The sequence below is a fragment of the Thioalbus denitrificans genome, from assembly GCF_003337735.1.
Lineage (GTDB): Bacteria > Pseudomonadota > Gammaproteobacteria > DSM-26407 > DSM-26407 > Thioalbus > Thioalbus denitrificans.
Window position 1 is genome coordinate 109,525 of the sequence record NZ_QPJY01000002.1, and the last position, 26,744, is coordinate 136,268.

Here is a 26,744-nt window from a genome sequence, read left to right on the forward strand (position 1 = left end):
CGCCCGGTCAGGATTCCCGCTCCCGGCGCCGGGCCGGTTTGCCCTTGCCGGCCGGTTTGCCCTTGCCGCCGGGCTTGGCATGGGCGGGACCGGGACGCGCCGGCCGGCCGGCGCCGCGCGCGCCGGGCCTGCCTTCGGGCTGGAGCTGCAGCCGCCGGCCGCAGACCCAGACATTCTGCAGGTGGCGCTGGAGCTCCTTCGGCATGCCCGCGGGCAGGTCCACGGTGCTGTACTCGTCGTAGAGCCGGATATGGCCGATGTAGCGGCTCTCCAGGCCGGCCTCGTTGGCGATGGCGCCGACCAGGTTGCGTGGCTCCACGCCGTGGGTACGGCCCACTTCGACCCGGTAGGTGACCCACTCCACGTCCGTGGGTCGGGCCTCGCCGGCGCCCGCGGGGCGCGTCTCCGGCCGGGGACGGCGCGGCCCTTCCGGCGCCCGCACGGGGGGCTCCTCCGGCAGGTTCTCCTGCAGGGGGCGCTCGCGCTGCAGGAGCCAGGCGAGGGCCGCGGCCACTTCCAGCTCGGGCACGTCCCGCTCCCGGGCGAACTCCGCCAGCAGCGTCTCGAAGTAGCCCAGCTCCGGCGTCTCCAGCGCTTCCGCCAGCTGTTCCTTGAACCGGGCGATGCGGCGGTTCTCCACGTCCTGCCGGGTCGGCAGCTGCATGGGCTCGATGGGCTGGCGGGTGGCCTGCTCGATGGCCCGCAGCATGCGCATCTCCCGCGGGGCCACGAACAGGATCGCCTCGCCGCGCCGGCCGGCGCGGCCGGTGCGGCCGATCCGGTGCACGTAGGCCTCGGTATCGTAGGGAATGTCGTAGTTGACCACGTGGCTGATGCGCTCCACGTCCAGGCCGCGGGCGGCCACGTCGGTGGCCACCACGATGTCCAGGCTGCCGCTCTTGAGCCGCTCCACGGTCTGTTCCCGCAGGGCCTGGTTCATGTCCCCGTTGAGGGGCGCGCAGTCGTAGCCGCGGGCCTCGAGCTTGTCCGCCAGCTCCACGGTGGCGTTCTTGGTGCGCACGAACACGAGCATCGCCTCGAAGTCCTGCACCTCGAGGATGCGGGTGAGGGCGTCCAGCTTGTGCACCCCGCTCACCTTCCAGTAGCGCTGGGTGATGGTCTCCACCGTGGTGGTGCGTGACTGCACCCGGATCTCGCGCGGTTCGTGCAGGTGCCGGTCGGCCACCCGGCGCACCGCCGTCGGCAGGGTGGCGGAGAACAGGGCCACCTGCCGCCGGGGCGGGGTGTGCTCGAGGATCCACTCCACGTCCTCGATGAACCCCATGCGCAGCATCTCGTCAGCCTCGTCGAGGACCACCGCCTGCAGCCGGCCGAGATCCAGGCTGCCGCGGCGCAGGTGATCCATCATCCGTCCGGGCGTGCCCACCACCACGTGCACGCCGCGCTTGAGCGGACGCAGCTGCAGGCCCAGGTTCTGGCCGCCGTAGAGGGGCAGGACGTGGAAGTCCGGCAGGTGGCGGGCATAGGCCTGGAAGGCCTCGGCCACCTGCAGCGTCAGCTCCCGGGTCGGGGTCAGCACCAGGACCTGGGGGGCGCGCAGGGACGGGTCGAGCCGGCTGAGCAGGGGCAGGGCGAAGGCCGCGGTCTTGCCGGTCCCGGTCTGGGCCTGCCCCACCACGTCGTGCCCGGCGAGCAGTTCGGGAATGCACTGGGCCTGGATGGGGGAGGGGGTCTCGTAGCCGATCTCGGCGATGGCGCGCAATATCTCGGGCGCCAGCGCCAGATCGGAAAAGGCGACGGGGGGGGGGGGGACGGACATGAGCAGGGTCTCGCTGGGTGCGCCGCGGTCGATGGACGCCGGGTGCTTTGGTGATTGAACGGCGCATTATACGCCTGTTGCCTGGCCGCCGTCCGATTTGTCGGCTGCCCGGCGATGGGCGCCCGCCCGTTGTAAGCCGCGGCCCGCGCTTTCAGGGGCGGACCGCCTACAGCGGCAGGTGGTGATGATGGCTCCAACACCGGTCCCGGCTCCGGTTAAATGGGAACCGGTCGGGGTCCGGCCCGCAAGGAATCCGCCACGGACGGCGGCCATGGCGGGACGGACCCCGACCCGCGCTTCCGCCACGGACGGCGGTTCGATACCCGCAGAGGAGGATAACCATGGCCAGGGAGGGTCAGGGTCACTCCGGCGCCGGCGCGCCGGATGCTGACTCCCGCGTGTTCTACGTATCCGGCAAGGGGTGGTATTTCCAGGCCCGCGAAGGGCTCATCGGTCCGGCGGCCAGCCGGGTGCTGGCGCTGGAGTACCTGGACCTGCTCAGGGCGCTGTCCCCGGCGCGGCGGCGGGTGGTCTGGGACGCGGGCCTGCGCCGGCGGGCGCAGGAACTGCGGCGGCTGGTGGTGCGGCTCGAACGCCGCCTCGCCGGGGGTGAAAACGCCGTCGCGGAACAGCGGCAACTGGACCGTTACCGGCGCCTGCTGCTGGAACTGGCCGAGTGAACCGGCCGGCCCCTGGGCGGTCCCCTGTCGGCAGCCACCGCGACTGGCGTCCGGCCGTTCATCGGCTATCCTTGAGGCAGGATTCAGACACGGGTCCCTGATGCGCCAGGGAGGGACCACCGGACCACGTGTCCGGTGACGATCAACCGAGGAACCGCAGTTCACCCTGTCGCGTGACGGCTCGAGGAATGCACCCTCGGGCCACGACTGGCGATGTCTGCCGTTCCCTGCACCACCGGCGTAGGCATGCTCACCCTCGACCGCAGCGCTGCGCGACTCCTCGATGCCCGGGGGCGCGAGTTCGACCCCCGCCGGCGCAGCTGGCACCCGGCCGACCAGGGAACGGGTGGTGAAAGCGTCTCACCCGCGGAGGCGGTTCGCTGGCTCCAGCACGGGGTGGAAACCCGTTGGCGGATCCCGGTCGGGCTCATCGGCCCCCGCGAACCCGAGGCGCAGCAGCTGCCGGTGGCCGAGGCGGTGGGCGCCGGACTCGCCCGCCTCGGTTTCACCGTTCTCTGCGGCGGCCGCCAGGGCGTGATGGAAGCGGCCTGCCGCGGCATCGCCGCCGCCGGCGGCATCAGCGTGGGCCTGCTTCCCGACGCGGAGTGGGACGCGGCGAACGCCTACGTCTCCATCCCCATCGCGACGGGCATCGGCGTGGCCCGCAACGCCATCATCGCCCGCGCCTGCTGGGCCCTGGTGGCGGTCGGGGGCGGCTACGGCACGATTTCCGAGGCCGCCTTCGGGCTCCAGTTCGGCCGGCCGGTGTTCGGGCTCGCCGGCGCGCCCCGGATTCCCGGCGTGGTGCAGCTGGAGGACTGGCCGGAGCTGGAGGAGCGGCTGTGCCGGACCTTCCTGCAGCTGGAGGAGCCCGGGGCATGATCGTTCTCATCTACCTCATCTATCTCTTCACCCCCATTGCGCTGCTGTTCATCGGCTCCTTCGGCGAGTACTGGACCAATACCCTGATGCCCACCGGCCTCACCGGCAACTGGTATGTCGAGGTCTACAACGACCCCAGCTTCCAGCGCGCCTTCATGGTGAGCCTCCGGGTGACGCTGGCCTGCTGCGCTATCGTCACGCTGGTGACCACGCCGCTGGCCTACGCCCTCTACAACAGCGCCGCCCGGGGAGTGAACTTCGCCGTGCGCCTGGTGGCCCTGCTGCCCATCGCCGCACCGCCGCTGGTGCTCGGCTTCGGCTTCATCCTGGTCTTCTCCAGCGACGCGCTGCCCTATCTCGGCAGCACCTGGCTGCTAGTGCTGGGCCACGTGGTGCTCACGATTCCCTACCTGCTGCAGACCCTGGTCTCCGACATGCGCCATCTGAAACTCGCCCAGCTCGAGATCTCCGCCGAGTCCCTGGGCGCCAGCTTCCGCCAGCGGTTCTTCGACGTGGTCCTGCCGACCCTGCGCCACAGCCTCGCCTCGGGGCTCATCATGGTGGCGGCGCTCTCCATCGGCGAGTTCCAGCTCTCCAACCTCATCGCCGGGTTCCTCAGCCGCCCCTACCCGGTGGTGTTGCTGCAGGCCTTCTACGGCGCCACCGGGTTCGCCTGCGCCGCCACCGTGGTGCTGCTGGCGCTGGCCCTGCTGGCGGCGGCGGGCGGGGCGCTCACCGCGCGCTCGGCCTCGCGGGTGCGGGGAGGCCAGCCGGCATGAGCGTGCAGCTGGTGGGCGTGAACTTCACCTACCCCGGCGCCGGCGCCGGGGTGTTCGATGTCAACCTCGAGATCCAGCCCGGCGAGCTGGTGGCCTGCATCGGCGCCAGCGGATCGGGCAAGACCACGCTGCTGAAGATGGTTGCCGGGTTCGAGTTCCCCGACCGCGGCCAGGTGATCATCGACGGGCTCGACGTCACCCGGCTGCGGCCCCGCGAGCGCCAGCTCGGGGTGGTGTTCCAGAACTACGCCCTGTTCCCCCTCATGACCGCCACCGACAACGTGGCCTACCCCCTCAAGGTGCGCCACGTGGCCCGGGAGGAGCGGCTGCGGCGCGCCCGGGAGACGCTGCAACGGGTGGGGCTGGCCCAGTTCGCCGATCGCTATCCCGGCACCCTGTCAGGCGGGCAGCAGCAGCGCGTGGCCCTGGCCCGCGCCCTGGTGTTCCAGCCCAAGGCATTGCTCCTCGACGAACCGCTGTCGGCCCTGGACGCGGCACTGCGTCCCCTGATGAGGGACGAGATCCGGCGCCTGCAGCGCGAGCACGGCATCGCCGCGCTGCATATCACCCATGACCAGGAGGAGGCGCTTTCCATGGCCGACCGGGTGGCGGTGATGGAGGCCGGGCGGCTGGTCCAGGTGGCCACCCCCACCGAGATCTACGACCGGCCGGCCACCCGTTCCATCGCCGCCTTCGTCGGCCAGGCCAACCTCTGGGACGGCCACAGCGTCGGTGGCGATGGGGTGGAGCTGCCCCTGGGGCTGCTGAAGCTGCCGCCCCACGATCTGCCCGAGCGAACACCCGTCACCGTCCTGGTGCGGCCGGAAAATGTGGTCGTCGGGCCGGCGCCGGACGGCATCAACGAGTTTTCCTGCAGGGTCACCCGGGATCGCTTCCTCGGGTCCCTGCGCCGCTACGACGCGGAAATCCGGGGCGGGACCGTGCTCGGCGAGACCAGCGCCCGCGCTGTCATCGAACGGATACACATCCCGCCCCAGAATATCCAGCTCATCCCCGCTGGACCCCACGACAAACCGTTGGAGGAGAAGCAACCATGAAACTGCGCAAGCTGATCCTCGGTGCCGGACTGGCGCTGCTGCCGATCCTGGCCACCGCCTTCGAAGGGCCGGAAATGTATCCCGGCGAACAGGAGCTCTACTCCGCCGCCGCCAAGGAGGGCCTGGTGGTGAGCTTCGATACCGGCCCCACCTGGGCCAACTGGGCCAAGCAGTTCAAGGCCTTCAAGGCCCGCTACCCCGAGGTGGAGATCGTCTACAACGACCTCGGCTCGGCCGCCACCGTGGTGGCCCTGGACAAGTCCCGCAACCGGCCCCAGGCCGATACCGCCTACTACTTCGCCGCCTCCGCGGTGGATGCGCAGGGCAAGGGGCTGCTGGCCCCGTTCAAGCCGGTGAACTTCGAGCGGCTGCCGGAGGTGTTCCGGGCGCCCGACGGCGAGTGGTTCACCATCCACCAGCTGGTGATCGCCTTCATCGTCAACAAGAAGCTGGTGCAGAACGTGCCGGAGTCCTGGGCCGACCTGCTCAAGCCCGAGTACAAGAACAGCATCGTCTACCTCGACCCCCGGTCCACCGGCGTGGGACAGGTGCTCAGCTTCGCCGCCAACTTCGGCAACGGCGGCGACATGGACAACGTCAAGCCGGGCATCGACTACCTGACCCGCCTGCACAAGGCCGGCAACGTGCTGCGCACCGAGGGCACCACGCCCTACGCGAAGTTCGTCAAGGGCGAGATCCCCATCTGGATCTCCTACGAGAACGACGGGCTGAAGGCGAAGTACGTGGACGGCATGGGTGACGAGGTGGCGGTGGTGATTCCGAAGGAGGCCAGCGTGGCCGCCCCCTACGCCATCAGCATGGTGAAGAACGGTCCCAACCCCAATGCCGCGAAGCTGTGGCTCAACTGGACCCTTTCCGACCAGGGTCAGCAGATCTTCGCCGAAGGGTTCGTGCGCCCGTCGGTCCCCGGCATCGAGCTGCCGGCGGACGTGGCGGAGAAGATGCCACCGGCACCGCAGGTGCTCCCGCTCGACCTGCAGAAGGCGGCGGCGCGCAAGACCGACATCGACGAGGGCTGGGCCAAGGGAGTGCTCGGGAAGTAGGCGGAGATGCTGGCGAACTCACGCCGGAAGCAGGTGCGGCTGGTGCTGCTGGCCGCGCCTGGTTCCTTCATCATCCTGCTGTTCTTCGTGCTGCCGCTGGTGGTGGTCTCGGCCGAGGCCTTCACCACCAGCGGGGCCTTCATGCGGGTGTTCAGCGACTCGCTGTTCTGGCGCGGGCTGTGGGGAACCATCGTCCTCAGCCTCACCGCCGCCAGCCTGTCGCTGCTGGCCGGCTTCGGCGTCTCCTACCAGCTCGCCCGCATGTCGGAGGCCCGGCGAACGGCGCTGATGTTCTTCATCTCCCTGCCGCTCACCTTCTCCGGCCTCATCGTGGCCTACGGCTTCATTCTCGCCTTCGGCCGGGCCGGGTTCGTGACACTGGTGCTGGAGCACTTCGGGCTGGTGGACGCGGCCCATTTCGCCGGCTTCATCTACAGCCCCACGGGGCTCGCCTTCGCCTACTGCTACTACCTGATCCCGCGGGTGGTGCTGGTGCTGCTGCCGGTGCTGCTCAACTTCGAGCACCAGCAGATCCTGGCGGCCCAGTCGCTGGGCGCGGGTCGCCTGCGGGCCATGTGGGACGTGCTCATCCCGGCCACGCTGCCGAGCGCGGTGGTGGCCTTCTGCCTGGTGGCGGCGGTGGCGTTCGGCGCCTATGGCACGGCGCTCGCGCTGGTGGGCACGCAGGTGAACATCCTGCCCCTGCTGCTCTACAGCAAGGTGTCCGACGTGGGTTCCGACTTTCCCGCCGCGGCGGCGCTGTCGGTGGTGCTGCTGGCCGGCTGTACCCTCATCATGGCCGTGGGCGAGATGTACGCCACCCGCCGCACCGAGCGTCATCGCTGAGTCCGGCCGCAGTCCTCCGTTCCCGCGCTCATCCCCGCATCCGGGCCTGCAGGGCCAGCCGCGCACCGGCGAAGGCGTGGGGCATGGCCGGTGTGTTGTGGGCGATGCCCATCCGTCCCAGCCGATCAACCGCGATGAGTCCCACGTCACCCTTGAACAAGCTGCCCATGCGTGCCAGCACGGTGGCGACGGCGGCCTGGGCATGGTGTCCGCCGGCGAGCATTTCGCAGACGGCCCGCGTGGTGCCGAAGCGCAGCATCAGCTCGCCCTGGCCGGTGGCCGAGGCCGCGCCGTGGCTGCCGGCACAGTTGCCCGCCCCGGGCACCGGGGAGTCGCCGACCCGTCCCGGCAGCTTGAGGGTCAGCCCGCCGGTGGAGGTGGCCGCCGCGAATCCCCCCCGGGTATCCAGCGCCACCGCGCCCACGGTGCCGCGGGTGAGGGTGTCCGCGTCGGGTTCCGTCGCCGTCGGCAGGTCCTCGCCACGCTCCCGGGCGGCCAGCCGCCGCTGCCGGTCCGCGCGCCGCTCCGGCGTGACCGGGTCGTAGTCCTCGAACCCCTGTGCGCGGGCGAAGCGCAGGGCGCCGTCGCCGGCCAGCAGCACGTGGGGGGTGGCCTCCATCACCCGCCGCGCGACGAGCACCGGGTTGCGCACCCGGCGCAGCGCGGCCACGTTGCCGCTGCGCAGTCCCTCGCCCACCATCACGCCCGCGTCGAGCTCGGCCTCGCCCTCGCTGTTCAGGGCCGCCCCGGTCCCGGCGTTGAACAGGGGGTTGTCCTCGAGCAGGCAGACGGCGGCGATCACCGCCTCCAGCGCGGGTTCACCGTCGGCGAGACGGGCCAGGCCCGCCGCCGCCGCACGGCGGACCCCGTCCAGGACCTCGGCCTCCGGCTGCCCGGACCACTTGCCCGCACCGCCATGGACGACGATGGCATAGGCTGGGTGTGAGTGCATGGCGCTGCTCCTCGAGTCCTGCGGACACCGGTTCAGCGGCGGCCGGCGCGGTTCCTGATACGGGATTCCAGTTGCCGGATGACGGCGTCCAGGCCGGTGCGTTCGGGGTTGATGGCCCGGGCCAGGCGATAGTATTTCACCGCCTGCTCCCACTGGCCGCGGGATTCGGCGTTCCGCCCCCACAGTGCGTAGCGTTCGCTGATGCCCGCCAGGCCCGCACGCGCGCCGGGATGGTCGGGCACCAGCTGCAGCACCCGCAGATAGCTGGCATAGGCGTTGTCACCCGGCGGCCGGGTGAAACGACGGGCCTGCTCGTGGGCCGCCGCCTCGGCCATCAGCTCCGCCACCCGCCGGGGGATATCCACCGCTTCGGCAGGCTGCGGGGTGGCGGCTCCGGCGGGGAGTGCGCCGGCCGCCTCGAATGCGGGTGGCGCAGCTGTGCCGGCAGCGGTTGTTTCCCCGGTCACGGCGGTCGGCGGTTGCGGTCGCTTCACCGCGGGCGTCTCCGTGACTCCGGCATCGGTCGGCCGTGTCGGGGTGGCGCCAACCGCGACGGATCCAGACCCCGCGGCGTCGGGAGCGGCCGTGGCCAATGGGCCCTCGGCCTCCGCTTCCCGCGTGCCCGTGCCGTTCCCGGCCGACACCGGTGCTGCCGGCGCCGGGGTGCGGTCGAGTACGCTGCCGGCCATCGTCGCGGGGTGTCCGGAGGGCGCGGGGTGCCGCCACACCGTCACCGCGACGATCACCGCGATGCCGAGAAAGGCGATCCCGGCGAGGAGGGCGCCCGGGGGAAAGCGTGTCGCCTCCGCGGGGGGTGCCTCGCCGGCGATCTGCGCGGCGGTGATCGCGGCCGGCAGCGCCCCGGCAGCCGGAGCGGACGGGGAGGAATCCGGCGCCTTTCCGCCGGCGGTGGGCGTTTCCGGCGCGGCAGGAGCCGGCGTGAGGGCGCGGGCCTCCGCGACTGGCGTAAGCTCGCGCAGGGCGCGCGCCTCCTCCAGAGCGGCGCTGGCGGCACGCTCCAGCTCGGTGCCCCGCTGCTGCAGCCGTTCGAGGCGCCGTTCCAGGGCGCTGCACTCGGCCCGGTAGTCGCTCACATCCTCCAGCGTGGCGACAAGGGGGATGACGCTTCCGCCGCTGGCGATGCGCAGGCGCAGCGCCGTGGCAGGCGTTCCCGCGCGCTGCGGCTGCAGTTCGACGCAGTGGCCGGCGGCCGGCGCCCGCAGCAGCGGCTCCAGCCGGTCGCGGTCTGCGGCCAGGCCGGGCAGCTCCCACAGGGCCCGGCCCTCCGGGTCGCCCTCCAGCAGCGCCAGCAGTTCACGGGCCCGGGGGTTGGAGCGGGTGATGCGCCCCCCGGCATCGAGCAGCAGCAGGCCCACCGGCAGGTGTTCGAGCGCCGGGTCGGCCCCGGCCACTCCGTGGCCGATGCCCAGCAGCCGGCCCACCGTCTCCACCAGGCGCAGGTACCCGGATTCGCTCTTCTCCACGCGCGCCGTGTAGCTGTCGTCGTCGGCGCCCCCGCCGCCCGGGGTCGTGCTGAAGAGCACGACGGGGCAGTCGGGAAACACCCGCCGCAGCGTGTCCCGGATCGAGCGGCCGCTGCTCCAGCCGAGATCGCGCTCTGTTATCACCAGTTCCAGGCCACCGCGGGCCAGGTGCTCGGCGAAGGTGGCCGCATCCTGCGCCTCGAGCACCTCGCAGCCGCCGAACTGCCGTTGCAGCAGCATGACCGTCAGGCTTCGTTCGGCCGCGATAGCGTCCACCACCAGCACGCGTGGGGGCCGGGGCGGATCGGATTCCCCCCCCGGAGAACGGATCGGTCTCAGCGCCGGCTGACCCATGCTCCCTCCAGACCGAGGCGCTCCTGGTAGTCACGGGCCTTGACGCTGGCCGCCTCGGCGTCGGGGAAGCCCGGTACGCTGACCCGCCACAGGGTCTGGTCGGCGCGGGTGACCGGCCTCGGCTCGGCGGGAACCCCCCGGGCACGGGCGCGCTCGGCGAACGCCGCCGCAGCCTCCCGGTTGCCCAGGGTGATGAGATTGATCTGCCAGGGACCGGCTGCGGGGGCGGGTTCGGATGCGGGGGACTCATCCGGTACGGGCGCCGCCGCCGTGGTGGAGGCCGGGCCGGTTTCCACCACGGCGGCGGGTGCGGGCGTGGGCGGCCTCTCCGTTCCGGAACGCAGCTCGCCCATGGAGGCGGAGATGCTGTCCATCTGCCGGCCCATGTCGGCGAGCGTGCGGGTCAGCGCGACCAGTTCCGACTGGCGGCTGCGCAACTGCTCCAGCTCCGTGGACAGGGCGGCATAGGCCGTCTCCAGGTTGTCCAGCTCCTGGCGCATGCCGCCGGTGGTCAGCCACTGGCTCAACGCCAGCGCCAGGCCCAGGACGGCGATGGCCAGTACGGCGTAGAAGGCGGTACGTCCCGGCATGGCGTTCTCCTCCCGGGGTGGGGGCTGGGGCAGGGCAGGTCCGGTCGCGGCCGGATCCCGATCGACCGGAGCCGGTTCGCTCCGCAGCAGCCGCCCCATGAGCACCGGCTGGGGCTGATCGAACAGGACGCCGAGACCGCTGGGGGTCAGGTGGGTGACCCGGCCGCCGAGGGTGAAGTGCTCCGGCGTCTCGCCGTCACGCACCAGCAGGCGGACTTCCACCGTTTCGCCGTTCTCCGGCGGTGGCGGCTCATCGGCGTGTTGCGGCCCCCGGCTGACGGCGTACTCCAGGAACAGGCCGCCCGGGCTGACGTCCAGCACCCGGCAGCTGCGCGGGCGCAGTCCGGTGCGCAACAGCAGGACATTGAGGTGGGCTGGTACCCGGGGGTTACGGCGGCGTTCGTCGGGCACTCGGCAAGGCTCCAGGCTGGCTCTGGGTCGGACGGCGGGTGCCGCCTTCTTGTCCCTGAATCTTAACCGAAACCAACCCTGCCGTACCGCCAACCCCGTTGGACAACGCCGGCGCCACCGCCGTGGTGCGCCTCGGGTTGCCTGCGGCCGGCGGTGCGGGATGCGGAGCGGTTCCGGCCCGGCTGCGGTCGCAGCCGGGCCGGCGTCCTGGGGAGGGCCCGCGGTACGGGGTCAGGCGTCCATCGTCTTGCGGCTCCTGGAGGCGAGGAGCATCAGTCCGCCCAGCGCCACCAGTCCGGCCTGCAGCCCCAGCGACTGCAGGTTGGGGTAGATGCCGAGCAGCTCGATGGAGGGTATGCCGACCGGGCTGCTGGGCAGCAGGCCCGCCTCCTGCAGGGCCACCACTCCCTTGCCCGCGAAGGCGATGGCGAGCAGGAACATGAACACCCCGGTGACACCGAAGAACTGGCGCAGGGGCAGGCGGGTGCTGAAGCGGAGGATCAGCCACGCCAGCACCGCCAGCAGCACCGCGGCCACGGCGAGCCCGGAAAGGACCAGGTGCTGGCTCCCGGCATGGGTCTGCACCCACAGCGCCTGGTAAAACAGAATGGTCTCGAACGCCTCGCGGTAGACGGTGATGAACGACAGTCCGGCGAGAGACCAGAGGGTGGTTGCGCTCAGGGCGCGGTTGACGCGGTCGTGGATGAAGCGCTGCCATTGGGCCGCCTGCGACTTGCTGTGCAGCCAGAAGCCCAGGTAGAACAGCACCGCCGCCGCCACCAGGGCGGCCACTCCCTCGGTGAGCTCGCGCCCGGCGCCGCCGATCTGCACCAGGTAGGTGGAGATCCACCAGGTGAGGAATCCGGCGGCCAGCGCACCCGCCCAGCCGGCGTGGAGATAGGGCAGGGCGTCGCGGCGCCCGGTCTTGACCAGGAACGCGGCCAGGGCCGCCACCACGAGAATCGCCTCCAGACCCTCGCGGAGCAGGATCACCAGCGCACCGGTGAACGCCGCGCTGCCGGACAACCCGGTCTGGTCCAGGGCGGCGGCGGCTTCCTCCAGCAGACCGTCGATCCGCTCACGCGCCCCGGCCACGGTCTCGACCGGCGCTCCGACCCGGACGGCGTTGCGGAAAGCGCCCATTTCGTGCTCGATGGTCTCGCGCAGTTCGGGGGCCACCGCGTTCAGGCCGCCCTCGGTCAGCTCGAATCCCTCCAGGTAGGCGTCCACGGCCAGGGTATAGGCGGTCTGCCGATCCCCGCTCCGGTAATGATCCAGGCTGGCGGCCAGCTGCCGCCGGGCATGGTCCAGGGGGGATTCGTCCCCCTTGAACAGCGTCTCCGGCGTCCGGGTCAGTTCGGCCATCAGCACCGCCGCCTCGGGACCATAGCGGTTCTCCGCCTCGGCCGGGGAGAGGGTCACCAGCCGGCGCGGATCCGCGACGGGCGAGTCGGGGCCGGCGGTCCGCGGGGACGCCTCGGCCGCGGGGGCGCCCATGGCGCTCACCAGGAACGCCAGGCTCCAGCGCTCCGGGTCCGAAAGGCCGGTGTAGGCGGCCATCCCGGTACCGGGCACACCCAGGGTGATGGTGCTGTAGACACCGTAGAGGGTACGCAGGCGGTAGCGCTCCCCGTCACGGAAGTTGACGGGCGGCGGGTCGAGCCGGGCCGCCTGGGGGCCGTCGCCGCGTCCGTCCGCGCCGTGGCAGGTCGCGCAGTCCCGTGCGTAGAGTGTTTCGGCCCGGGCCAGGTCGGGCGCCCGGGCGGGGAGGGAGACCACGTCGTAGGCGTCAATCAGCCGTCCGCGCAGGCGGGCGGCCTGCGCCGCCACCGTGGCCGGTTGCGCCCGTTCCGCCACCAGCCGCTCGAGGCTCCCGGCCAGCTCCAACAGGGGGGCGCGGCGCGGTTCCTGCGGCTGCCGGGCCAGGGTCTCACGCACGCTCGTGGTGAATTCCCGCATTTCGGCATACTCCGCCTCGCTGGCGAGGGTGCCGTCGCCGTTCACCGCCTCCGGGTAGTCCACCGCCACGTAGTCGAGTGTCTGCAGCACGCGCTGCAGGGATGCGTCGGCATTGGCATGGGCTGCCGGAAGAATAAGGAGCAGCAGGGCTACGGCACGCAACATCGGCATGGCCTCCAGGTCGGTGGAATTGTTGTAACGCAAATTAGAACGATTCTCATTTGAAGTCAATGGGTGATTTCAACTCCGTATCCGCACCAATCCCGCGCCTGCCTGAAATAAAGTACTATCGAAGGGTGCGGGCGGAGCGTCATATAGGAACTTTGCTGCCGCTCGGATCCTTAATCGGGTGAGCGCCGGACATCTCGCCGCAGCGGCGGAAACGGATGCGAACGGCGGACGGGAGGCATTGCCTGTGAACGCTGCCGCATGGATCGAGCATGGCTACCTGGCGCTGGAGGGCGTCCGCCTGGAGGCGCGCTGGCTGGGGCCGCCGCCCGGAGAGGCGCCGACGCTGGTCTTTCTCCACGAGGGTCTGGGCTGCGTCGCCGGCTGGCGGGCCTTTCCCGCGGAGATTGCGGCGGCCACCGGCTGCGGGGCGCTGATCTACAGCCGCGCCGGGTACGGGCGCTCGGACCCGGTCAGTCTGCCGCGTCCCCTCGACTACCAGGTCGGTGAGGCCACCACGGTCCTGCCCCGGATCCTCGAGACGACCGGCATCCGCCGGGCCGTGCTGGTGGGCCACAGCGACGGGGCCACCATCGCGCTGCTCCATGCGGGCCGGGTCCGCGATCCGCGGGTAGAGGGGCTGGTGCTGATGGCGCCCCACGTCTTCAACGAACCCGTCTGCACCGCCGGCATCCGGGCCATCTCCGAGTCCTGGCGCACTGGTGGCCTGCGCGAGCGTCTGCGGCGCCTGCACGGCGCCAACGTGGACGTGGCCTTCGAGGGCTGGCGCGATGCCTGGCTGGACCCGGGTTTCCGGGACTGGAACATCGAATCCTGCCTGCCGGACATCGACATCCCGGTCCTGCTCATCCAGGGCCTGGAGGACGAGTACGGGACCCTGGCCCAGCTGGAAGCCATCACCGCCCGGGCGGGCGGGCCGGTGGAAATGGCGACTCTCGCGCAGTGCGGCCATATCCCCTACCGGGATCAGCCCCTGGCCACCCGGAACCACGTGACCGCCTTCATCCGGCGCTGCCTGGGCCTGGCTGACCCCCATCGCGGCAACGATTCCGCCGCAGCGGATTCAGGTGGACAGGACGACCATGAACAGTGAAGTGAACCGGCGGACGGAAGACGGAACCGCCGTGAAGATCTACCTCGCGGCGCTCGGCGAACGGGTCCGCGCCCTGCGCGCCCGGCGGGGCATGACGCGCAGGTCGCTGGCCTCCCACTCCGGCATCTCGGAACGCTACATCGCCCAGCTGGAGTCGGGCGAGGCGAACGCCTCCGTGGCGTTGCTGTGGCGGGTGGCGGAGGCCTTCGGTATCACCTTCGCGGAGCTGTTGCAGGCCCCGGACAATGCCGGGGCGTTGCTGCCGGAGCTGGAGCGGTTCCTGCGCACCCTGGACCGGGAGCGGCAGGCCGAGGCTCTGCAACTGCTGCGGGTCCGCTACGCCGGGCACCCGCCGGGAGCCCATGGCGTGGCCCTCATCGGCCTGCGCGGGGCGGGCAAGTCCACCCTCGGCGTCCGCCTGGCGGAGCGCCTCGGCGTGCCCTTCGTGCGCCTGGGCGGGCTCATCGAGGAGCTGGGGGGGATGCCCGTCGGCGAACTCTTCTCCCTGCGCGGCCAGTCCGGCTACCGGCGCCTCGAACGCCAGGCCCTGGAACTGGCCATTGATCGCCACCCCCGGGCCGTGGTGGAGGCCGGGGGGAGCCTGGTTTCCGAGCGGGTGACCTACGATCGGCTGCTGGAGGCCTACCGAGTGGTGTGGATCCGGGCCGAACCGGATGATCACTACCGGCGCGTGCTGCAGCAGGGCGATCTGCGGCCGCTGCAGGAGAGCCGCGAAGCCATCGAGGACATGCGGCGCATCCTCGCCGAGCGCGAGCCGCTCTATGCCGCGGCCCACCGGCAGCTCATGACCTCGGGCAAACCGGTGGAGGCGTGCGTGGCAGAGCTCGCCGCGTTCGCCGAGCACGGTCTCGGCGGCGCTGTTTGATATCATCCCGGCACTGGTCCGCTGTTCATCGTCCACGGAGGGCATGCTCGCTTTCATGACCCGTTTTCTCCACACCGCCGACTGGCAGCTCGGCCTCAAGCTCAACTACCTCCCCGGGGAGGCGGGCGCCCGCGCCCGCGCCCAGCGGTTCGAAACGGTGCGCCGCATCGCCGCGGTGGCGCGGGAGCAGGGGGTGGAGTGCGTGGTGGTGGCAGGCGATGTCTTCGACGACAACGCCGTGGGCGAGGAGACCCTGCAGCAGGCCCGCGATGCCCTGGAGCAGTTCCGACCCCTGCCGGTGCTCCTGCTGCCCGGCAATCACGACGCCGCCACCCCCGACTCGGCGCTGGCCCGGCTGCAGGCCGGCGACCACGTGCGGGTGCTGCTCGACGATGCCCCGGTGCGCATCGGCGGGGCGGACTTCCATCCCTGCCCGCTACGCCGCCGCCACGAGTACGAGGATCCCACCCGCGGGCTCCCGCCGCGCACCGAAGAGGGCACGGTGCGGGTGGCCATCGCCCACGGCGGCGTGCTCGATTTCGCCGAGGAGACCGAGACGCCCAATCTCATCGACGGCCGCCGGGTGCTGGAGCGGGGCTTCGACTACCTGGCCCTCGGCGACTGGCACGGCACCCTCCGCTTCGGCCCCCGCATCTGGTATCCGGGCACGCCCGAGGCTACCCGGTTCAAGGAGCGCGATCCGGGCAACGTGCTGGTAGTGGAGATCCCCGCCCCCGGCGCGGAGCCGCTGGTGACCCCGGTAGCGGTGGCCCGCACCCGCTGGCTGCGGCAGCGCTGGGCCTTTCACGAGAGTGCCGACCTGGACCGCCTGGAGGATTGGTTCGAGAGGCTGGAGGAGCGCTCCTGGACGCTGGTGGAGCTGACCCTGGAGGGGGAGCTCTCACTGGCCGACCGCTCCCGCCTCGACGGGCTCCTGGAAGCGCAGTCCGGCCGCCTGCTCCACCTGCGGCCGGACCTTGCGGGCATCACCGAGTCGCCGAGCGAGGCCGATCTCGCCGCCCTGGCCGCGGAGGGTTTCCCGGGCGCGGCCGCCGCGGCGTTGCGGGGACAGGAGACGCCGGCCGCCCGCGACGCCCTGCGGCTGCTGTACCGCTTCCTGGTGGAGGAGGGCAACGGTGCATCTGCTCGCGGTTGAAGTCTGGCACTGGCGGGGTCTCGAGCATCACGCCCTGGCCGACCTCTCGCCCCACCTCAACCTGGTGCTGGGGCCCAACGAGTCGGGCAAGTCGCGGCTGTTCGAGGCCATCCGCTACGCCCTGTTCGAACCCAGCAAGGGTGCCGCGCAGAACAAGAAGGACCTGCAGGGCTGGTCCGCTACCGAACCGCCCCGGGTGCGGGTGACCTTCGAGACCGACGCCGGCCCCTACACGGTCACCAAGCAGTTCCTCAAGTCCCCGGCGACCCTGCTGGAGGGGGGCGGCGAGACCTTGCGCCAGGAGGAGGCCGAGGCGCGCCTGCGCCAACTGCTCGCCCTGCCGGAGCCCGCCGGGCGGAGCGGGGCCGGGCAGTTGGAGAGTCTCGGCTCCTGGCCGCTGCTGTGGCTGTCCCAGGGCGACTCCCGGAAACCCCCGCAGGAGCACCTGAGCGGGTCGGGCCGCGGCCGGCTGCAGGATGCCCTCGCGCTGGAGGTGGGCGAGGCGGCCACCGGCGAGGAGGGCCGCCGCATCCACGCCCGGGCCCGCGCCGAGGCGGAAAAGTACTGGACCGCCACCTGGAAGGAGACCGGTGAGCTGCGCCGGGCCCGGGAGGCGGCCGCCGCCGCCGATGCCGTGCTGGAGGAGGCCCGGGAGCGGCGCGAGGCCCTGCATCGCACCGCGGCCGATCTGGCCGCGGCCCGGGAACGCCTCGCGGGCCTGGAGCCCCGCCTGGCGCGTGCCCGCGCCGAGCTCCGGAGCGCCGAGGAGAGGGAGGCGGCGGCCCGGGAGGCCCGCCGGCAGCTGGACCTGCAGGAGGCGCGCACCCGCGCCGAGGAGCAGCAGCTCCGGCATCTGCGGGAGCAGAGCGGGCGCCGCGGTGCGCTGGCGGAGGAGCAGGAGCGCCTGCTGGCCCGGCAGGCCGAGGCCCATGCCGGGCGGACGACTCTTGAGGGGCGGCTGGAGCAGCAGCGCACGGCCTTGCGCGAGGCCGACCAGGCCCTGAAGGAGAGCGAGACGGCGGAGCGGGAATCCGAAACCCGGCTGCGCCTGGCCCGGCTCGCCGCCCGGCGCCGGGGGCTGGAGTCCAGCCGCGCGGAGCTCGCCGAACGCCTCGCCCGGGCGCGGACGCTGCAGGCGGAAGCGACCCGGTTGCGAGGCCTGGTGGCGGCGGAATCCATCGACACCGTCGCGCTGAAGGGGATCAACCGGGCCGAGGCGGAAATGCAGGCGGCCCACGCGCGCCTGCTCGGCGCCGCCGCCCGGGTGGAGGTGCGGGCGCTGCGGACGTTCAGCGTGGACGGCGAGTCGCTGGCCGCGGGGACGGAGCAGTCCTGGACCCTCACCGAGCCGCGCGTGTTCCGCCTCGGCGAACTGGCGGAGCTGCGGGTGGAGCCCGGCGGCGATTCCCTGGAGGCGCTGCGCCAGAGCCGGCGCGATGCCGAACAGGCGCTGCGGTCGTTGCTCGATAGCCACGGCGCGGAGAGCCCGGAGCAGGCCCGGATTCGCCACGAGGAGCGGGAGCGGAACGAGCGGGAGGCCGCCCGCGCTTTCGACCGCCTCGGGCTGGCGGCGCCGGACGGGGTGGAGGCCCTGGAGGAGTCGGTCCAGGCGGCGGGCGCGGAACTCTCCCGCATGGAGGGGTTGCCCGGGGATCTGCCCGGCGAGGCGGAGGCTGAGCAGGGGGCCAGGGCGGCGCGGACCGCGCTGGAGACGGCCCGTGCCCGCCGTGATGCCGCCCGGGAGTCATACGCCAATGCCCGGCTCGAGTCCGAGACCCTGGGGGAGCGGGTGGAGGGCCTGGCGCGGGAGAGTGACCGGCTGGCGCGCCAGCTGGACGAGCTGCCCGGGGCCCAGGCCCTGGAGACGGCGCTGGCCGCGGCCGAGCAGGCCTGGCAGGAGTCGCTCGCCCTGCGGCAGGGTTACCGGGAGGCCTGGGAATCCCTGGGCGGCGAGCAGGTGGCGCTGGAGCTGGACCGGGTCCGCCAGGCGCTGCAGCGGCTGGAGGAGGAGCGCACCGGTGCGGCCCGCGAGGCGGAGCGGCTGGACGCGGTCCTGCGCTCCCGCGAGGGCGAGGCCCTGCACGAGGCGGTCCAGGAGGCCGAGGCCGAGGCCGCCCGCGCCGGCGCCGAGCTGGAGCGCGTGGAGCGCCGGGCGCAGGCGGTACGGCTGCTGGTGGAGGTGCTGGAAGCCGCCCTGCAGGAGATCCAGGCCCGCTTCACCGCCCCGATCATGGCGCGCATCCGCCCCTACCTGAGGCGGCTCTTCCCGGGTTCGGAGCTGGCGCTGGGGGAGGACCTGGCGCTGCAGGGGCTGCGCACCGGCAACACCGCGGAGCCCTTCGGCATGCTCTCCGGCGGTGCCCAGGAGCAGCTGGCGATCCTGGTGCGCATCGGCCTGGCGGAACTGCTGGCCGGTGACGGACGTCTACCTGTCATACTGGATGACGCGCTCATCAACACCGACCCGGCGCGCCTGCAGGCCATGCAGGCCGTGCTCTACCAGGCGGCACGGGGGCTGCAGGTGATTGTCTTCACCTGCCAGGAGGCGGATTTCGACACCCTCGGCGCCGAGCGGGTCATCCGCCTGCCGCCGCGTCCGCGGGGCCGGTGACGGACGGTCCGTTCACGATCCCGGCGTCCCGGCAGGACGAGGGAGCGGCACCCCGCGTGGCGACCGCGGTGCACAGGGCTGTTCCGGCAACGGGCGGGCCATGACCAGACGAGATCCGGGGCGCTACCCGGACGAGGAGAGATGACCATGCTGTGGATGGAGAGAAAACTGAGGCTGCCGGACCCGGCGGAGGCGCTGCCGGGCCGTGCGACCCCCATGCCGGTGCCGGAGAAGCATTTCGTCAACGGCAATCCCCTGGCCCCGCCGTTCCCGGAGGGCATGGAGCTCGCCCTGTTCGGGCTCGGCTGCTTCTGGGGCGCCGAACGGCGCTTCTGGCAGCAGGAGGGGGTCTACACCACCGCGGTGGGTTATGCCGGCGGCTACACGCCCAACGCCACCTACGAGGAGGTCTGCAGCGGCCGCACCGGGCACAACGAGGTGGTCCGGGTGGTCTACGACCCCGCCGTCGTCAGCTACGAGACCCTGCTGCGGGTGTTCTGGGAGTCCCACGACCCGACCCAGGGCATGCGCCAGGGCAACGACGTGGGCACCCAGTACCGCTCGGGCATCTACTGCCACGGCGAGCGGCAGCTGGCCGCGGCCGAGGCCTCGAGGGCGGCCTACCAGGAACGCCTGACGGCGTCGGGCTATGGCGCCGTCACCACCGAGATTCTGCCGGTGCCCGAGTTCTACTACGCCGAGGGCTACCACCAGCAGTACCTGGCCAAGAAGCCCAACGGCTACTGCGGGCTGGGCGGCACCGGCGTCGCCTACGCCGCAGCGGGCTGAGCCGCCGTGCAGCGTCTCCTCGCGCTCCTGGTGCTGCTCGCCGCCCTGGCCGGGGCGGCCTGGTGGTGGCTGATCGAAAACCGCGACACCCCGCCGGCCTGGCTCAAGGGCACGCCCGTGGATCCAGGTCCCGGCAGCACCACCCTCTACCGCTGGAAGGACGGGCGCGGGCCGTCGGCGCGCTTCGAGGCCGATGGCGTCAGCTGGCTGGTGCGGATACTGGCCAACCTGCGGCGCAAGGCGCAGGCGCGCACGGCGCAGGCGGGCGGTACGGCGCCCGCCAACCCCTTCCTGCCACCCGAGCCCGATCTGCTGGTGGCGGAGCTCACGCCCACCCACCGTGCGGTGCTGAACAAGTTCAACGTCGTCGAGCACCACCTGCTGGTGGTCACCCGCGCGTTCGAGGACCAGGAGCGGCTTCTCACCCCGGCCGACTTCGAGGCCCTCTGGCTGTGCCTGGGAGAGTACCCCGCGCTCGGCTTCTACAACGGCGGCGCGGCGGCCGGCGCCAGCCAGCGCCACCGCCACCTGCAGCTGGTGCCCCTGCCGCTCGACGCGGCGGGCGCTCCGCTGCCGCTTGGCCCCCTGCTGGACAGCGCCACCTACCGGGAGGGCATCGGTACCGTGGCGGCGCTGCCGTACCGGCACGCGTTGGTGCGGCTGGATGATCTGCGGGAGCTGGCTCCGGGAGCTGCCGCCGGTCCGCTGCATGACCGCTACCGTCGACTCCTGGCGGCGACGGGGATCCATGGAGAGGGACCGGAGGCGCTGCAGTCCTGTCCCTACAACCTGCTGGCGACCCGCGGGTGGATGCTGCTGGCGCCCCGGTCGCGGGAGTTCTGGGAGGGCATGTCGGTCAACGCGCTCGGCTTCGCCGGCGCGCTGCTGGTGCGCGACCAGGAACAGCTGCGGCGCCTGCGCGAGACCGGTCCGCTGGCGGCCCTGGCGGCGGTGGGGGTCAGGAAGGCGCCTGAAAATGAATAGACAGGATTAACAGGACGACTGTCGGGCCGGACGAGCTGTTCCGGGGAGGCGTGGCGGGGCGGCGGTGAAGACGCCCCCTGTTTCACTCATCCTCGTAGTCGTTGTAGAGCTCGATGCCCATCTCCTCGGCCAGCTCGGCCCAGTAGGGCTCCGCCTCGCAGGAGCAGCAGTCGCACCACACGGCGACGCCGTCGTGCATGCTCTTGGATTTCCGGCCCCTGCCCCTGGAGGCGGAGGTATCGGTTCCGTCGCTTTCCGGGGCCCTTTCAGCGGGTGAGTCCGCCATGGCTGCGCACCTCCCTTGTCGATAAGCCTGATTCACTGCGGTGCCTGCCGCCCCAATTCATACGATCCTTTTCAGTCCGGGTAAACCACGGAGTTTCAGGGTGATTTCAGCATCCCGGGATTATGTTGACCATGAGGCTGACATTCAAAGGAGGATGCCGCAATGTTTGCAATCAACATGATCCTGATGGCGCTTCCCGCCCTCCTGGCGATCGTCGTACCCGTCCTGCTGCTCCTGTTGATAGGGGACTGGCTGAGGGATGAATACAAACAGGCGCCCAACGGCGGCGGCGGGTAGGAGATACCCGGAAGAGATCCCGCAATAGCGTCCGGTGCCGTTCAATCAGCAGCAGATGGCCTGCGCCAGGCGGCTTATTCCTTCCATGATTTCCACGGACGAGAGAGAGGCGTAACCGAACACGAGCAGCCGCTCGTTCAGCGACCGGCATTCGGTCACGTCGGCGCCTCCCGCCTCGGGGTTGTAGACATTGACCTGGTATTCCGCCGCCGCCTGCTGCACTTCCGAGGCGGGGGGGAAGTCCGGCGGCAGGTGCCAGACGACATGCATGCCGCCCCTGAGCCCCTTCAGCTTCACATCGCCGAAATTCTGCTGCAACGCGTCGCGCAGGCAGTCTCTTCTGACCTTCTGGTCGTGTCTCACCTGGCGCAGGCGCCGGGCATAGTTGCCGCTGGCGATGAATTCCGCCATTGCCGCCTGTACCAGCCACGGTTGGCAATAGGAAAAGAGGGCCTTGACGGTGGTTGCCGGTTCCACCAGTTCATGGGGGAGCACCATGTAGCCCAGGCGCAGGCCGACTCCCATGGCCTTCGAAAAGGTCCCCAGATAGATGACGCTCCCCCGTTTATCGAGGGCCGCAAGCGCAGGCAGCGGCGAATTCTCGAAGCGGAAGTCGCAATCGTAATCGTCTTCCAGGACGTAAGCGCCGCTCGTCGCGGCCCATTCGAGCAGTGCATGCCGGCGTTCCATCGACAGGATGTGGCCCAGCGGATACTGGTGCGACGGCGTGACGTAGACAAGGGCGGAGCGTTGCGCGGGCAGTCGGTCGACCTGGATCCCTTCCTCGTCGATCCCGACCCGTATGATCCGGGCGCCAAAGCTTTCGAACACGTAGCTGGCGCCCTTGTAGCAGGGGGCTTCGGTAACCGCCGTGGAGGATGGCTCGAGGAACAGTCGCGCGGAGATGGAGAGTGCTTCCTGGATTCCGGCGGTAACGACCACTTGCCGCGGATCGGGCCGGAAGCCGCGGGCCCGCGCGAGGTGCTCGGCGATAGCGCACCGCAGCGCGTCGAGCCCGGCCGCGTCGCCGTAGTCGGTAAGGTTCGCACCGGCGTGTTGCAGTTGCGCGTTGATCAGGTGGCGCCATTCCTTGATTGGAAAGGAGCGCGGATCGGTTCGCCCGGCCCAGAAGTCGATTGCCCCGGCGTTGGCCCTCCTTCTCGGATTGATCTGGCTGCGTCCGCGGAATGGCGGTGGAAACCGGGTTGGATGGCGTTCGTGACTGGGTGTAGTGGCGGGTGGGTTGCTCAGGAAGACCCGCTGCTCGGGCGAGACGGGCGCAACGAAGGTGCCTCTGGCCTCCGAGGTGACCAGGTGGCCCTCGGAAATCAACTGCTGGTAAGCCAGTTTGACGGTATTGAAGGAAACACCGAGCTGAGCGGCCATTTCCCTGATCGAAGTCAAACGCGTTCCGGGCCTCAGGTGTCCGTCCGAGATCAGCTTCCGCAGTTGAGCGCAGATTTGGTGTTGCAGCGAGTCTGTGGACCGCTTCGAGATGTTCAGCGGTATCTGGACGGGGATTTCCAATTCATTCATGACGCTTCTGACGCCCGGGCCTTCGTTCGTGAATCGACGCGCGGCCAGAAGTGTCACGTTGTCTGGAAGACTGAGCATCCTTACTGATTTCAGCCGTCCGTGGCCGGAATTCGCGACACTCCGGCTGCAGACGATCCTGATCCATTGGGAGAGGACCGCTAACGTGTTACGAGCGTGGTGGAAATCCGCGTTCGAAAACAAAATTCACTCAATGAATGTATCTGTTTTCAGTCTGCATGTGAAGCGATGTCTATTGGAGCGAGAGCCAATAGGAAATCGCCCGGGCGTCGTCCTCCGACAGGGGCAGCACGGATTCCTTCATCATGGAGAATGAATCGTTGGCGCGGGTACCCCCCTTGAAATCCAGGATCTGCTTGAACAGGTATTCAGCATTTTGTCCGGCCAGTTTCGGGTATACGGGCATGATCGGCGTCTTCGCATCCTGGCCGTGGCAGGCGAAGCAGTTGGCCGATGCGAACAGGGCGCCGCCCTGGGCCGCGAGTTCCGGTGAACCGGCGATTTTCGGAATGGCGGGTGGAGCGGGCGTGGGAGCGGCAGTCTCCGCGGTGCGCGTAAAGAAGTCCTCACCCTTCTGATCCCGGCCATGGTATTGCAGCAGGGCGGTGACCAGCGCGGCCTGTTCCCTGGAGAATCCCGCGCGCACCGTCATGATCTTGAGCACCGACGGCCACTGGTTGGCGGTGAACTCCCTGGGGCGGCGCAGGGAATGGCAGCGCGAGCAGCGTGTGAAGTAGAGGGTGCTCGCCTCTTCCCAGATGGTGTCGATATCCTCGACGACCTCTCCCTGCTCGATCCAGCCCGTGATCTTCGCGTCCTCCCAGGTGCTTTCCCAGGCGTCCTCCCTGGTGCCGATGACAGCGCGCTTGTTCACGCCCTCCTCGGTGAGAACGGCACGGCTGATGCGCTGGCCGATGTCCTTGAACAGGTAGCTGGCACCGCCCATCGGCGACCACCCTGTCACCTCCACCTCGATATGCGTTCCCTGCTGCGAGCGGATGACGACCGGTGTCGCGGGCAGGATGCTTGCAAGGACAGGGCCGCCGACGGTTTCGTGCAGAGCGGCGATCGTGTTCACGAACCGGGGTGCCGGTTCCTCCGCGGCGATGGCGGAACCCGGGACGGAGGCCAGGGCAAGCAAAACGGCGGCGAACCGCCACAATGAAGCGAGCAGATTGGGCGCGACTCCACCGTGCGTGTGGGACATTTTCGAATCACCGTAAGCCAATGTGCAGTTGTTCGGGTACATGGGTATCTGCGGCCGTGGATCGCCGTCCACGGGCCATGTGCTGCGGCCCGGCGGGGGGGCGTTCGGCGCAGCCGAGGGGGCGGCCGAACGCCCTCGAGCGCTTCAGGCCCCGACCGGTGGTGTGAAGGCGGTCACGGGGGGCGCGGGGGTCTTGTGCCTTGCCACCTCGACAATGGCGGTATTGGCCACGTTGCCCTGGGCTAGTTTCGAGGTTCCCTTGTCCAGGGTCACCAGGTTGATGTTGCCGTGCTTGCACAGCGCACCCGCCTCGCCGGGCTTGTCCGGGTCGTACCATGCGCCTTCCTGCAACATCACCACGCCCTGGCGGATTCGGTCGGTGACGATGGCACCCGCCAGCAGGGCGCCACGGTCATTGAAGACGCGGACGACATCACCGTTATTGATGTCGCGGGCCTTGGCATCGTCGGGATTGATCCACAGCGGTTCGCGCCCGGCGACTTCGTAGACCTCGCGCAGCCAGGTGTTGTCCATCTGTGAATGCAGACGGTACTTGGGGTGCGGAGAGATGATGTGCAGGGGATGTTTCGCCACCTTGTCAGAACCCAGCCATTCGGCCGGTTCGATCCAGGTTGGATGCGGCGGGCAGTCGTCATAACCGAACTTCTCGATCTCGAAGGAATAGATCTCGATCTTGCCCGAGGGGGTCCCCAGCGCGTTGGCGATCGGGTCTTTCCTGTAATCGCCGAAGCGGACGTAGTTCTTCGCATCCTCCGGTACCGGGAATTCGAAGTAGCCATCACCGTTCCACAGGTCATTGAAGGCGGGCATCTCCAGGCCCTCCTTCCCGGCCGCGGCGACCGCCTCGTCGTAAATCGATTCGACCCACTGCATCTCGGTCTTCCCTTCGGTGTACTTGTCCTTGAATCCCAGACGCTCGGATATGGCGGTGAAAATATCGAAATCGCTCATCGACTCGTGCTGCGACTCGATCAACTGCGGCATCGCGACGACATACCTTCCGCTGTACTCGCTCACGGAGACGATGTCGTTGCGCTCGAAGGTGGTGTTCGCGGGCAGTACGATGTCGGCGAACATCGCGGTGTTGGTCCAGTACGGCTCGTTGACGATAATCGTCTCGGGCTTCTGCCACGCCTTGATCTGCTTGTTGCGATCCATCTGGTGACTGAGCGGGTTGCCGCCGGCCCAGTAGATCAACTGGATGTCGGGGTAGGTGATCTTCTCGCCGTTGAAATCGACGGTCATGCCCGGATTGAGCAGCATGTCGCTCAGGCCGCGCGCGTAAGGGACATGCTCCGCTACCGGGTTCTCACCGGCGGAGATGCCACCGAGCGCGACGTGCCGCGCGGTCAGGGAGCCGCCGTTGGCATAGTGATAACTCAGGCCGAACCCACCCCCGGGCAGGCCGATCTGGCCGAGCATGGAGGCCAGCGTCACCAGCATCCAGTAGGACTGCTCCCCGTGATCCTGGCGCTGGATGGCCCAGCCGCTCATGATCATGGTGCGGCCCTTGGCCATGCGCCGGGCCAGCTTGCGGATGTCATCCGCCGGAACCGTGGTGATCTTTTCCGCCCACTCGGGGGACTTCGGCTGACCGTCCTTGGTGCCCAGCAGGTAGGGCAGGAACTTCTTGAAGCCGACGGTATAGGTCTCGACGAATTTCTCGTCGTAAAGCTTCTCGGTATAGAGCGTGTGCGCCAGGGCCAGCATGAGCGCGGTGTCGGTGTTGGGACGGGGCGCCACCCATTCGGCACCGAAGTACTTGGCGGTGTCGGTCATCCGCGGGTCGATGGAGACCACGGGCGTGCCCTTTTCCTTCAGCGCCTTCATCGCCTCGTAGGCGGTGTGATCCGTTGGCTCCCAGCCAATCTGGTTGTTCTTGAGCAGGGTGGCGCCCCAGAGCACCACCAGATCGGTGTTCGCGAGCACCGTCGTCCAGGCGCTCTGCTGATCGTAGACCTCGGTACCGCCGATGACATGAGGGAGGATGACCATCGCCGCGGCGACGCTGAAGTCGCCGGTGTTGTCGACGAAACCGCCGTGAAGACCCAGCATGCGCCGGAGCAGCACGGGGGAATTGTGAAGCTTGCCGACCGAGTGCCAGTCGGTGCTGCCCGAGTGGATCGCCGTGTTGCCGTGGGTCTTCTTGACGCGCTCCAGTTCCGCGGCGACCAGGTTCAGGGCGTCATCCCAGCTTACGCGGACGAAGTCGCCGCGCCCGCGCTCGGTGCGGTCGCTCTTCGCGCCATTCTTGAGAAAATCCCTGCGCACCATCGGATACCGCACCCGGGTTTCCGAATAGACCCGATCCATGAATGCCTGGATGACCGGGGAGGGTGCGAAGGCGTCTTTTTCGAACGGGACCACTCGCGCCAGTCGACCGGCCTCGACATAGGCCCGGATAATGCCCCAGTGGGTGGCCGTCAGGCGTGACGAGGCGTCGAGCAGGGGTTCGGTAAGCAGCGAATGGGCACCTGCAATCGATGGCATCGTCGCCAGGGCGCCCAGCGCCGCGGAGTGACCAAGAAAGGATCTCCGGGAGACTTTCATTTTTCCATCCTCGCTAGTGTGGTTGGGTTGCTGGTCCAGTACCAAGAACCGCGCCGCTTGCCTGCCTGATGGGCCTAAACGCCCTGGGCGCTGCCGATCGTGCATTTTTGTTTTCCACTATAGGGGGAGAGTCCGCATCCCCTTAGATCCAGAGTCAGGATTCTTCTTGGATACACTCGGCGGGTTGCCGCAGGTTCGTGCCGCCTGGACAAGCCCTCGATTGGGTTCCAAGATTCTCAGGGACACTCCCGCCAATCGGGCGCGGATTGCATCCGATTGGCG

General features: G+C 69.9%; 21 protein-coding genes. 13 read left to right on the top strand and 8 right to left on the bottom strand.

The features are described 5' to 3' along the window. Positions 1-7: 7 nt before the first annotated feature. Positions 8-1,780, bottom strand: coding sequence for a DEAD/DEAH box helicase (locus DFQ59_RS05040; RefSeq protein WP_114278603.1), 1,773 nt, complete (start codon positions 1,778-1,780; stop codon positions 8-10). Positions 1,781-2,121: 341 nt separating this feature from the next. Here DFQ59_RS05040 and DFQ59_RS05045 point away from each other — a divergent pair, with 341 nt between their 5' ends. The 6 genes from DFQ59_RS05045 to DFQ59_RS05070 all read left to right on the top strand — a co-directional run bounded on the left by DFQ59_RS05045 (position 2,122) and on the right by DFQ59_RS05070 (position 7,089). Further along, positions 2,122-2,460, top strand: coding sequence for a hypothetical protein (locus DFQ59_RS05045; RefSeq protein WP_114278604.1), 339 nt, complete (start codon positions 2,122-2,124; stop codon positions 2,458-2,460). A 246-nt stretch (positions 2,461-2,706) separates the two neighbouring features. Then, positions 2,707-3,342, top strand: a complete 636-nt coding sequence (locus tag DFQ59_RS05050) for a TIGR00725 family protein (RefSeq protein ID WP_114278605.1) — start codon at positions 2,707-2,709, stop codon at positions 3,340-3,342. Then, positions 3,339-4,121, top strand: coding sequence for an ABC transporter permease (locus DFQ59_RS05055; RefSeq protein ID WP_114278606.1), 783 nt, complete (start codon positions 3,339-3,341; stop codon positions 4,119-4,121). The genes DFQ59_RS05050 and DFQ59_RS05055 overlap by 4 nt, the downstream gene beginning before the upstream one ends. After that, positions 4,118-5,179: an ABC transporter ATP-binding protein gene (locus DFQ59_RS05060; protein WP_114278607.1), complete on the top strand. Its 1,062-nt coding sequence runs from the start codon at positions 4,118-4,120 to the stop codon at positions 5,177-5,179. The genes DFQ59_RS05055 and DFQ59_RS05060 overlap by 4 nt, the downstream gene beginning before the upstream one ends. Continuing rightward, on the top strand, positions 5,176-6,243 hold the full coding sequence (locus DFQ59_RS05065; protein WP_114278608.1) for an extracellular solute-binding protein: 1,068 nt from the start codon (positions 5,176-5,178) through the stop codon (positions 6,241-6,243). Before DFQ59_RS05060 ends, DFQ59_RS05065 begins: the two co-directional genes overlap by 4 nt. A gap of 6 nt (positions 6,244-6,249) precedes the next feature. After that, positions 6,250-7,089 (top strand): ABC transporter permease, encoded by an 840-nt coding sequence (locus tag DFQ59_RS05070; RefSeq protein WP_114278609.1) that lies wholly within the window; start codon positions 6,250-6,252, stop codon positions 7,087-7,089. Between the two features lie 28 nt (positions 7,090-7,117). Here the strand turns inward: DFQ59_RS05070 and DFQ59_RS05075 are convergent, their stop codons facing one another. From DFQ59_RS05075 to DFQ59_RS05090, 4 genes are all read right to left on the bottom strand, one after another. Next, positions 7,118-8,041: an isoaspartyl peptidase/L-asparaginase family protein gene (locus tag DFQ59_RS05075; RefSeq protein WP_114278610.1), complete on the bottom strand. Its 924-nt coding sequence runs from the start codon at positions 8,039-8,041 to the stop codon at positions 7,118-7,120. 32 nt (positions 8,042-8,073) lie between these two features. After that, positions 8,074-9,765 carry a PAS domain-containing protein gene (locus tag DFQ59_RS05080; protein WP_170142042.1) on the bottom strand — a complete coding sequence of 564 codons (1,692 nt, stop codon included), beginning with the start codon at positions 9,763-9,765 and terminating at the stop codon, positions 8,074-8,076. A 95-nt stretch (positions 9,766-9,860) separates the two neighbouring features. After that, positions 9,861-10,880 carry a PilZ domain-containing protein gene (locus DFQ59_RS05085; RefSeq protein WP_147275176.1) on the bottom strand — a complete coding sequence of 340 codons (1,020 nt, stop codon included), beginning with the start codon at positions 10,878-10,880 and terminating at the stop codon, positions 9,861-9,863. A 231-nt stretch (positions 10,881-11,111) separates the two neighbouring features. Beyond that, positions 11,112-13,004, bottom strand: a complete 1,893-nt coding sequence (locus tag DFQ59_RS05090; protein WP_170142043.1) for an FTR1 family protein — start codon at positions 13,002-13,004, stop codon at positions 11,112-11,114. Between the two features lie 250 nt (positions 13,005-13,254). Here DFQ59_RS05090 and DFQ59_RS05095 point away from each other — a divergent pair, with 250 nt between their 5' ends. The 7 genes from DFQ59_RS05095 to DFQ59_RS20465 all read left to right on the top strand — a co-directional run bounded on the left by DFQ59_RS05095 (position 13,255) and on the right by DFQ59_RS20465 (position 21,130). After that, positions 13,255-14,121, top strand: coding sequence for an alpha/beta fold hydrolase (locus tag DFQ59_RS05095; protein ID WP_211314793.1), 867 nt, complete (start codon positions 13,255-13,257; stop codon positions 14,119-14,121). Beyond that, positions 14,111-15,007, top strand: coding sequence for a helix-turn-helix transcriptional regulator (locus DFQ59_RS05100; RefSeq protein ID WP_114278614.1), 897 nt, complete (start codon positions 14,111-14,113; stop codon positions 15,005-15,007). Before DFQ59_RS05095 ends, DFQ59_RS05100 begins: the two co-directional genes overlap by 11 nt. 55 nt (positions 15,008-15,062) lie before the next feature. Next, positions 15,063-16,163 carry a metallophosphoesterase family protein gene (locus tag DFQ59_RS05105; RefSeq protein WP_211314794.1) on the top strand — a complete coding sequence of 367 codons (1,101 nt, stop codon included), beginning with the start codon at positions 15,063-15,065 and terminating at the stop codon, positions 16,161-16,163. Beyond that, positions 16,144-18,774, top strand: a complete 2,631-nt coding sequence (locus DFQ59_RS20460; protein ID WP_170142044.1) for an AAA family ATPase — start codon at positions 16,144-16,146, stop codon at positions 18,772-18,774. The genes DFQ59_RS05105 and DFQ59_RS20460 overlap by 20 nt, the downstream gene beginning before the upstream one ends. A 147-nt stretch (positions 18,775-18,921) precedes the next feature. Further along, entirely contained in the window at positions 18,922-19,563 is a 642-nt protein-coding gene (msrA, locus tag DFQ59_RS05115; RefSeq protein WP_425451005.1) for a peptide-methionine (S)-S-oxide reductase MsrA, read from the top strand. A 6-nt stretch (positions 19,564-19,569) separates the two neighbouring features. Then, positions 19,570-20,547 (top strand): ATP adenylyltransferase family protein, encoded by a 978-nt coding sequence (locus tag DFQ59_RS05120; protein WP_211314795.1) that lies wholly within the window; start codon positions 19,570-19,572, stop codon positions 20,545-20,547. 448 nt (positions 20,548-20,995) lie between these two features. Further along, positions 20,996-21,130 carry a hypothetical protein gene (locus DFQ59_RS20465; RefSeq protein ID WP_281268234.1) on the top strand — a complete coding sequence of 45 codons (135 nt, stop codon included), beginning with the start codon at positions 20,996-20,998 and terminating at the stop codon, positions 21,128-21,130. A gap of 45 nt (positions 21,131-21,175) precedes the next feature. Here DFQ59_RS20465 and pdxR read toward each other — a convergent pair whose 3' ends face one another. From pdxR to torA, 3 genes are all read right to left on the bottom strand, one after another. After that, complete coding sequence (gene pdxR, locus DFQ59_RS05125; protein WP_114279184.1) at positions 21,176-22,666, bottom strand: MocR-like pyridoxine biosynthesis transcription factor PdxR; 1,491 nt, start codon at positions 22,664-22,666, stop codon at positions 21,176-21,178. Positions 22,667-22,916: 250 nt separating this feature from the next. After that, on the bottom strand, positions 22,917-23,933 hold the full coding sequence (locus tag DFQ59_RS20030) for a c-type cytochrome (RefSeq protein ID WP_211314796.1): 1,017 nt from the start codon (positions 23,931-23,933) through the stop codon (positions 22,917-22,919). Between the two features lie 102 nt (positions 23,934-24,035). Next, positions 24,036-26,462, bottom strand: a complete 2,427-nt coding sequence (gene torA / locus DFQ59_RS05135; RefSeq protein WP_114278618.1) for a trimethylamine-N-oxide reductase TorA — start codon at positions 26,460-26,462, stop codon at positions 24,036-24,038. Between the last annotated feature and the right edge of the window lie 282 nt (positions 26,463-26,744).

Bases quoted from the DNA above. Each gene is read 5' to 3' on its own strand.
- DFQ59_RS05070 (WP_114278609.1), top strand. From the start codon at position 6,250: ATGCTGGCGAACTCACGCCGGAAGCAGGTGCGGCTGGTGCTGCTGGCC.
- DFQ59_RS05040 (WP_114278603.1), bottom strand. From the start codon at position 1,780: ATGTCCGTCCCCCCCCCCCCCGTCGCCTTTTCCGATCTGGCGCTGGCG.
- DFQ59_RS05105 (WP_211314794.1), top strand. From the start codon at position 15,063: ATGACCCGTTTTCTCCACACCGCCGACTGGCAGCTCGGCCTCAAGCTC.
- DFQ59_RS05080 (WP_170142042.1), bottom strand. From the start codon at position 9,765: ATGCTGCTGCAACGGCAGTTCGGCGGCTGCGAGGTGCTCGAGGCGCAG.
- DFQ59_RS05075 (WP_114278610.1), bottom strand. From the start codon at position 8,041: ATGCACTCACACCCAGCCTATGCCATCGTCGTCCATGGCGGTGCGGGC.
- pdxR (WP_114279184.1), bottom strand. From the start codon at position 22,666: ATGAATGAATTGGAAATCCCCGTCCAGATACCGCTGAACATCTCGAAG.
- DFQ59_RS05060 (WP_114278607.1), top strand. From the start codon at position 4,118: ATGAGCGTGCAGCTGGTGGGCGTGAACTTCACCTACCCCGGCGCCGGC.
- DFQ59_RS20030 (WP_211314796.1), bottom strand. From the start codon at position 23,933: ATGTACCCGAACAACTGCACATTGGCTTACGGTGATTCGAAAATGTCC.
- DFQ59_RS05100 (WP_114278614.1), top strand. From the start codon at position 14,111: ATGAACAGTGAAGTGAACCGGCGGACGGAAGACGGAACCGCCGTGAAG.
- torA (WP_114278618.1), bottom strand. From the start codon at position 26,462: ATGAAAGTCTCCCGGAGATCCTTTCTTGGTCACTCCGCGGCGCTGGGC.
- msrA (WP_425451005.1), top strand. From the start codon at position 18,922: ATGCTGTGGATGGAGAGAAAACTGAGGCTGCCGGACCCGGCGGAGGCG.
- DFQ59_RS05055 (WP_114278606.1), top strand. From the start codon at position 3,339: ATGATCGTTCTCATCTACCTCATCTATCTCTTCACCCCCATTGCGCTG.
- DFQ59_RS05090 (WP_170142043.1), bottom strand. From the start codon at position 13,004: ATGTTGCGTGCCGTAGCCCTGCTGCTCCTTATTCTTCCGGCAGCCCAT.
- DFQ59_RS05065 (WP_114278608.1), top strand. From the start codon at position 5,176: ATGAAACTGCGCAAGCTGATCCTCGGTGCCGGACTGGCGCTGCTGCCG.
- DFQ59_RS05050 (WP_114278605.1), top strand. From the start codon at position 2,707: ATGCTCACCCTCGACCGCAGCGCTGCGCGACTCCTCGATGCCCGGGGG.
- DFQ59_RS20465 (WP_281268234.1), top strand. From the start codon at position 20,996: ATGTTTGCAATCAACATGATCCTGATGGCGCTTCCCGCCCTCCTGGCG.
- DFQ59_RS05045 (WP_114278604.1), top strand. From the start codon at position 2,122: ATGGCCAGGGAGGGTCAGGGTCACTCCGGCGCCGGCGCGCCGGATGCT.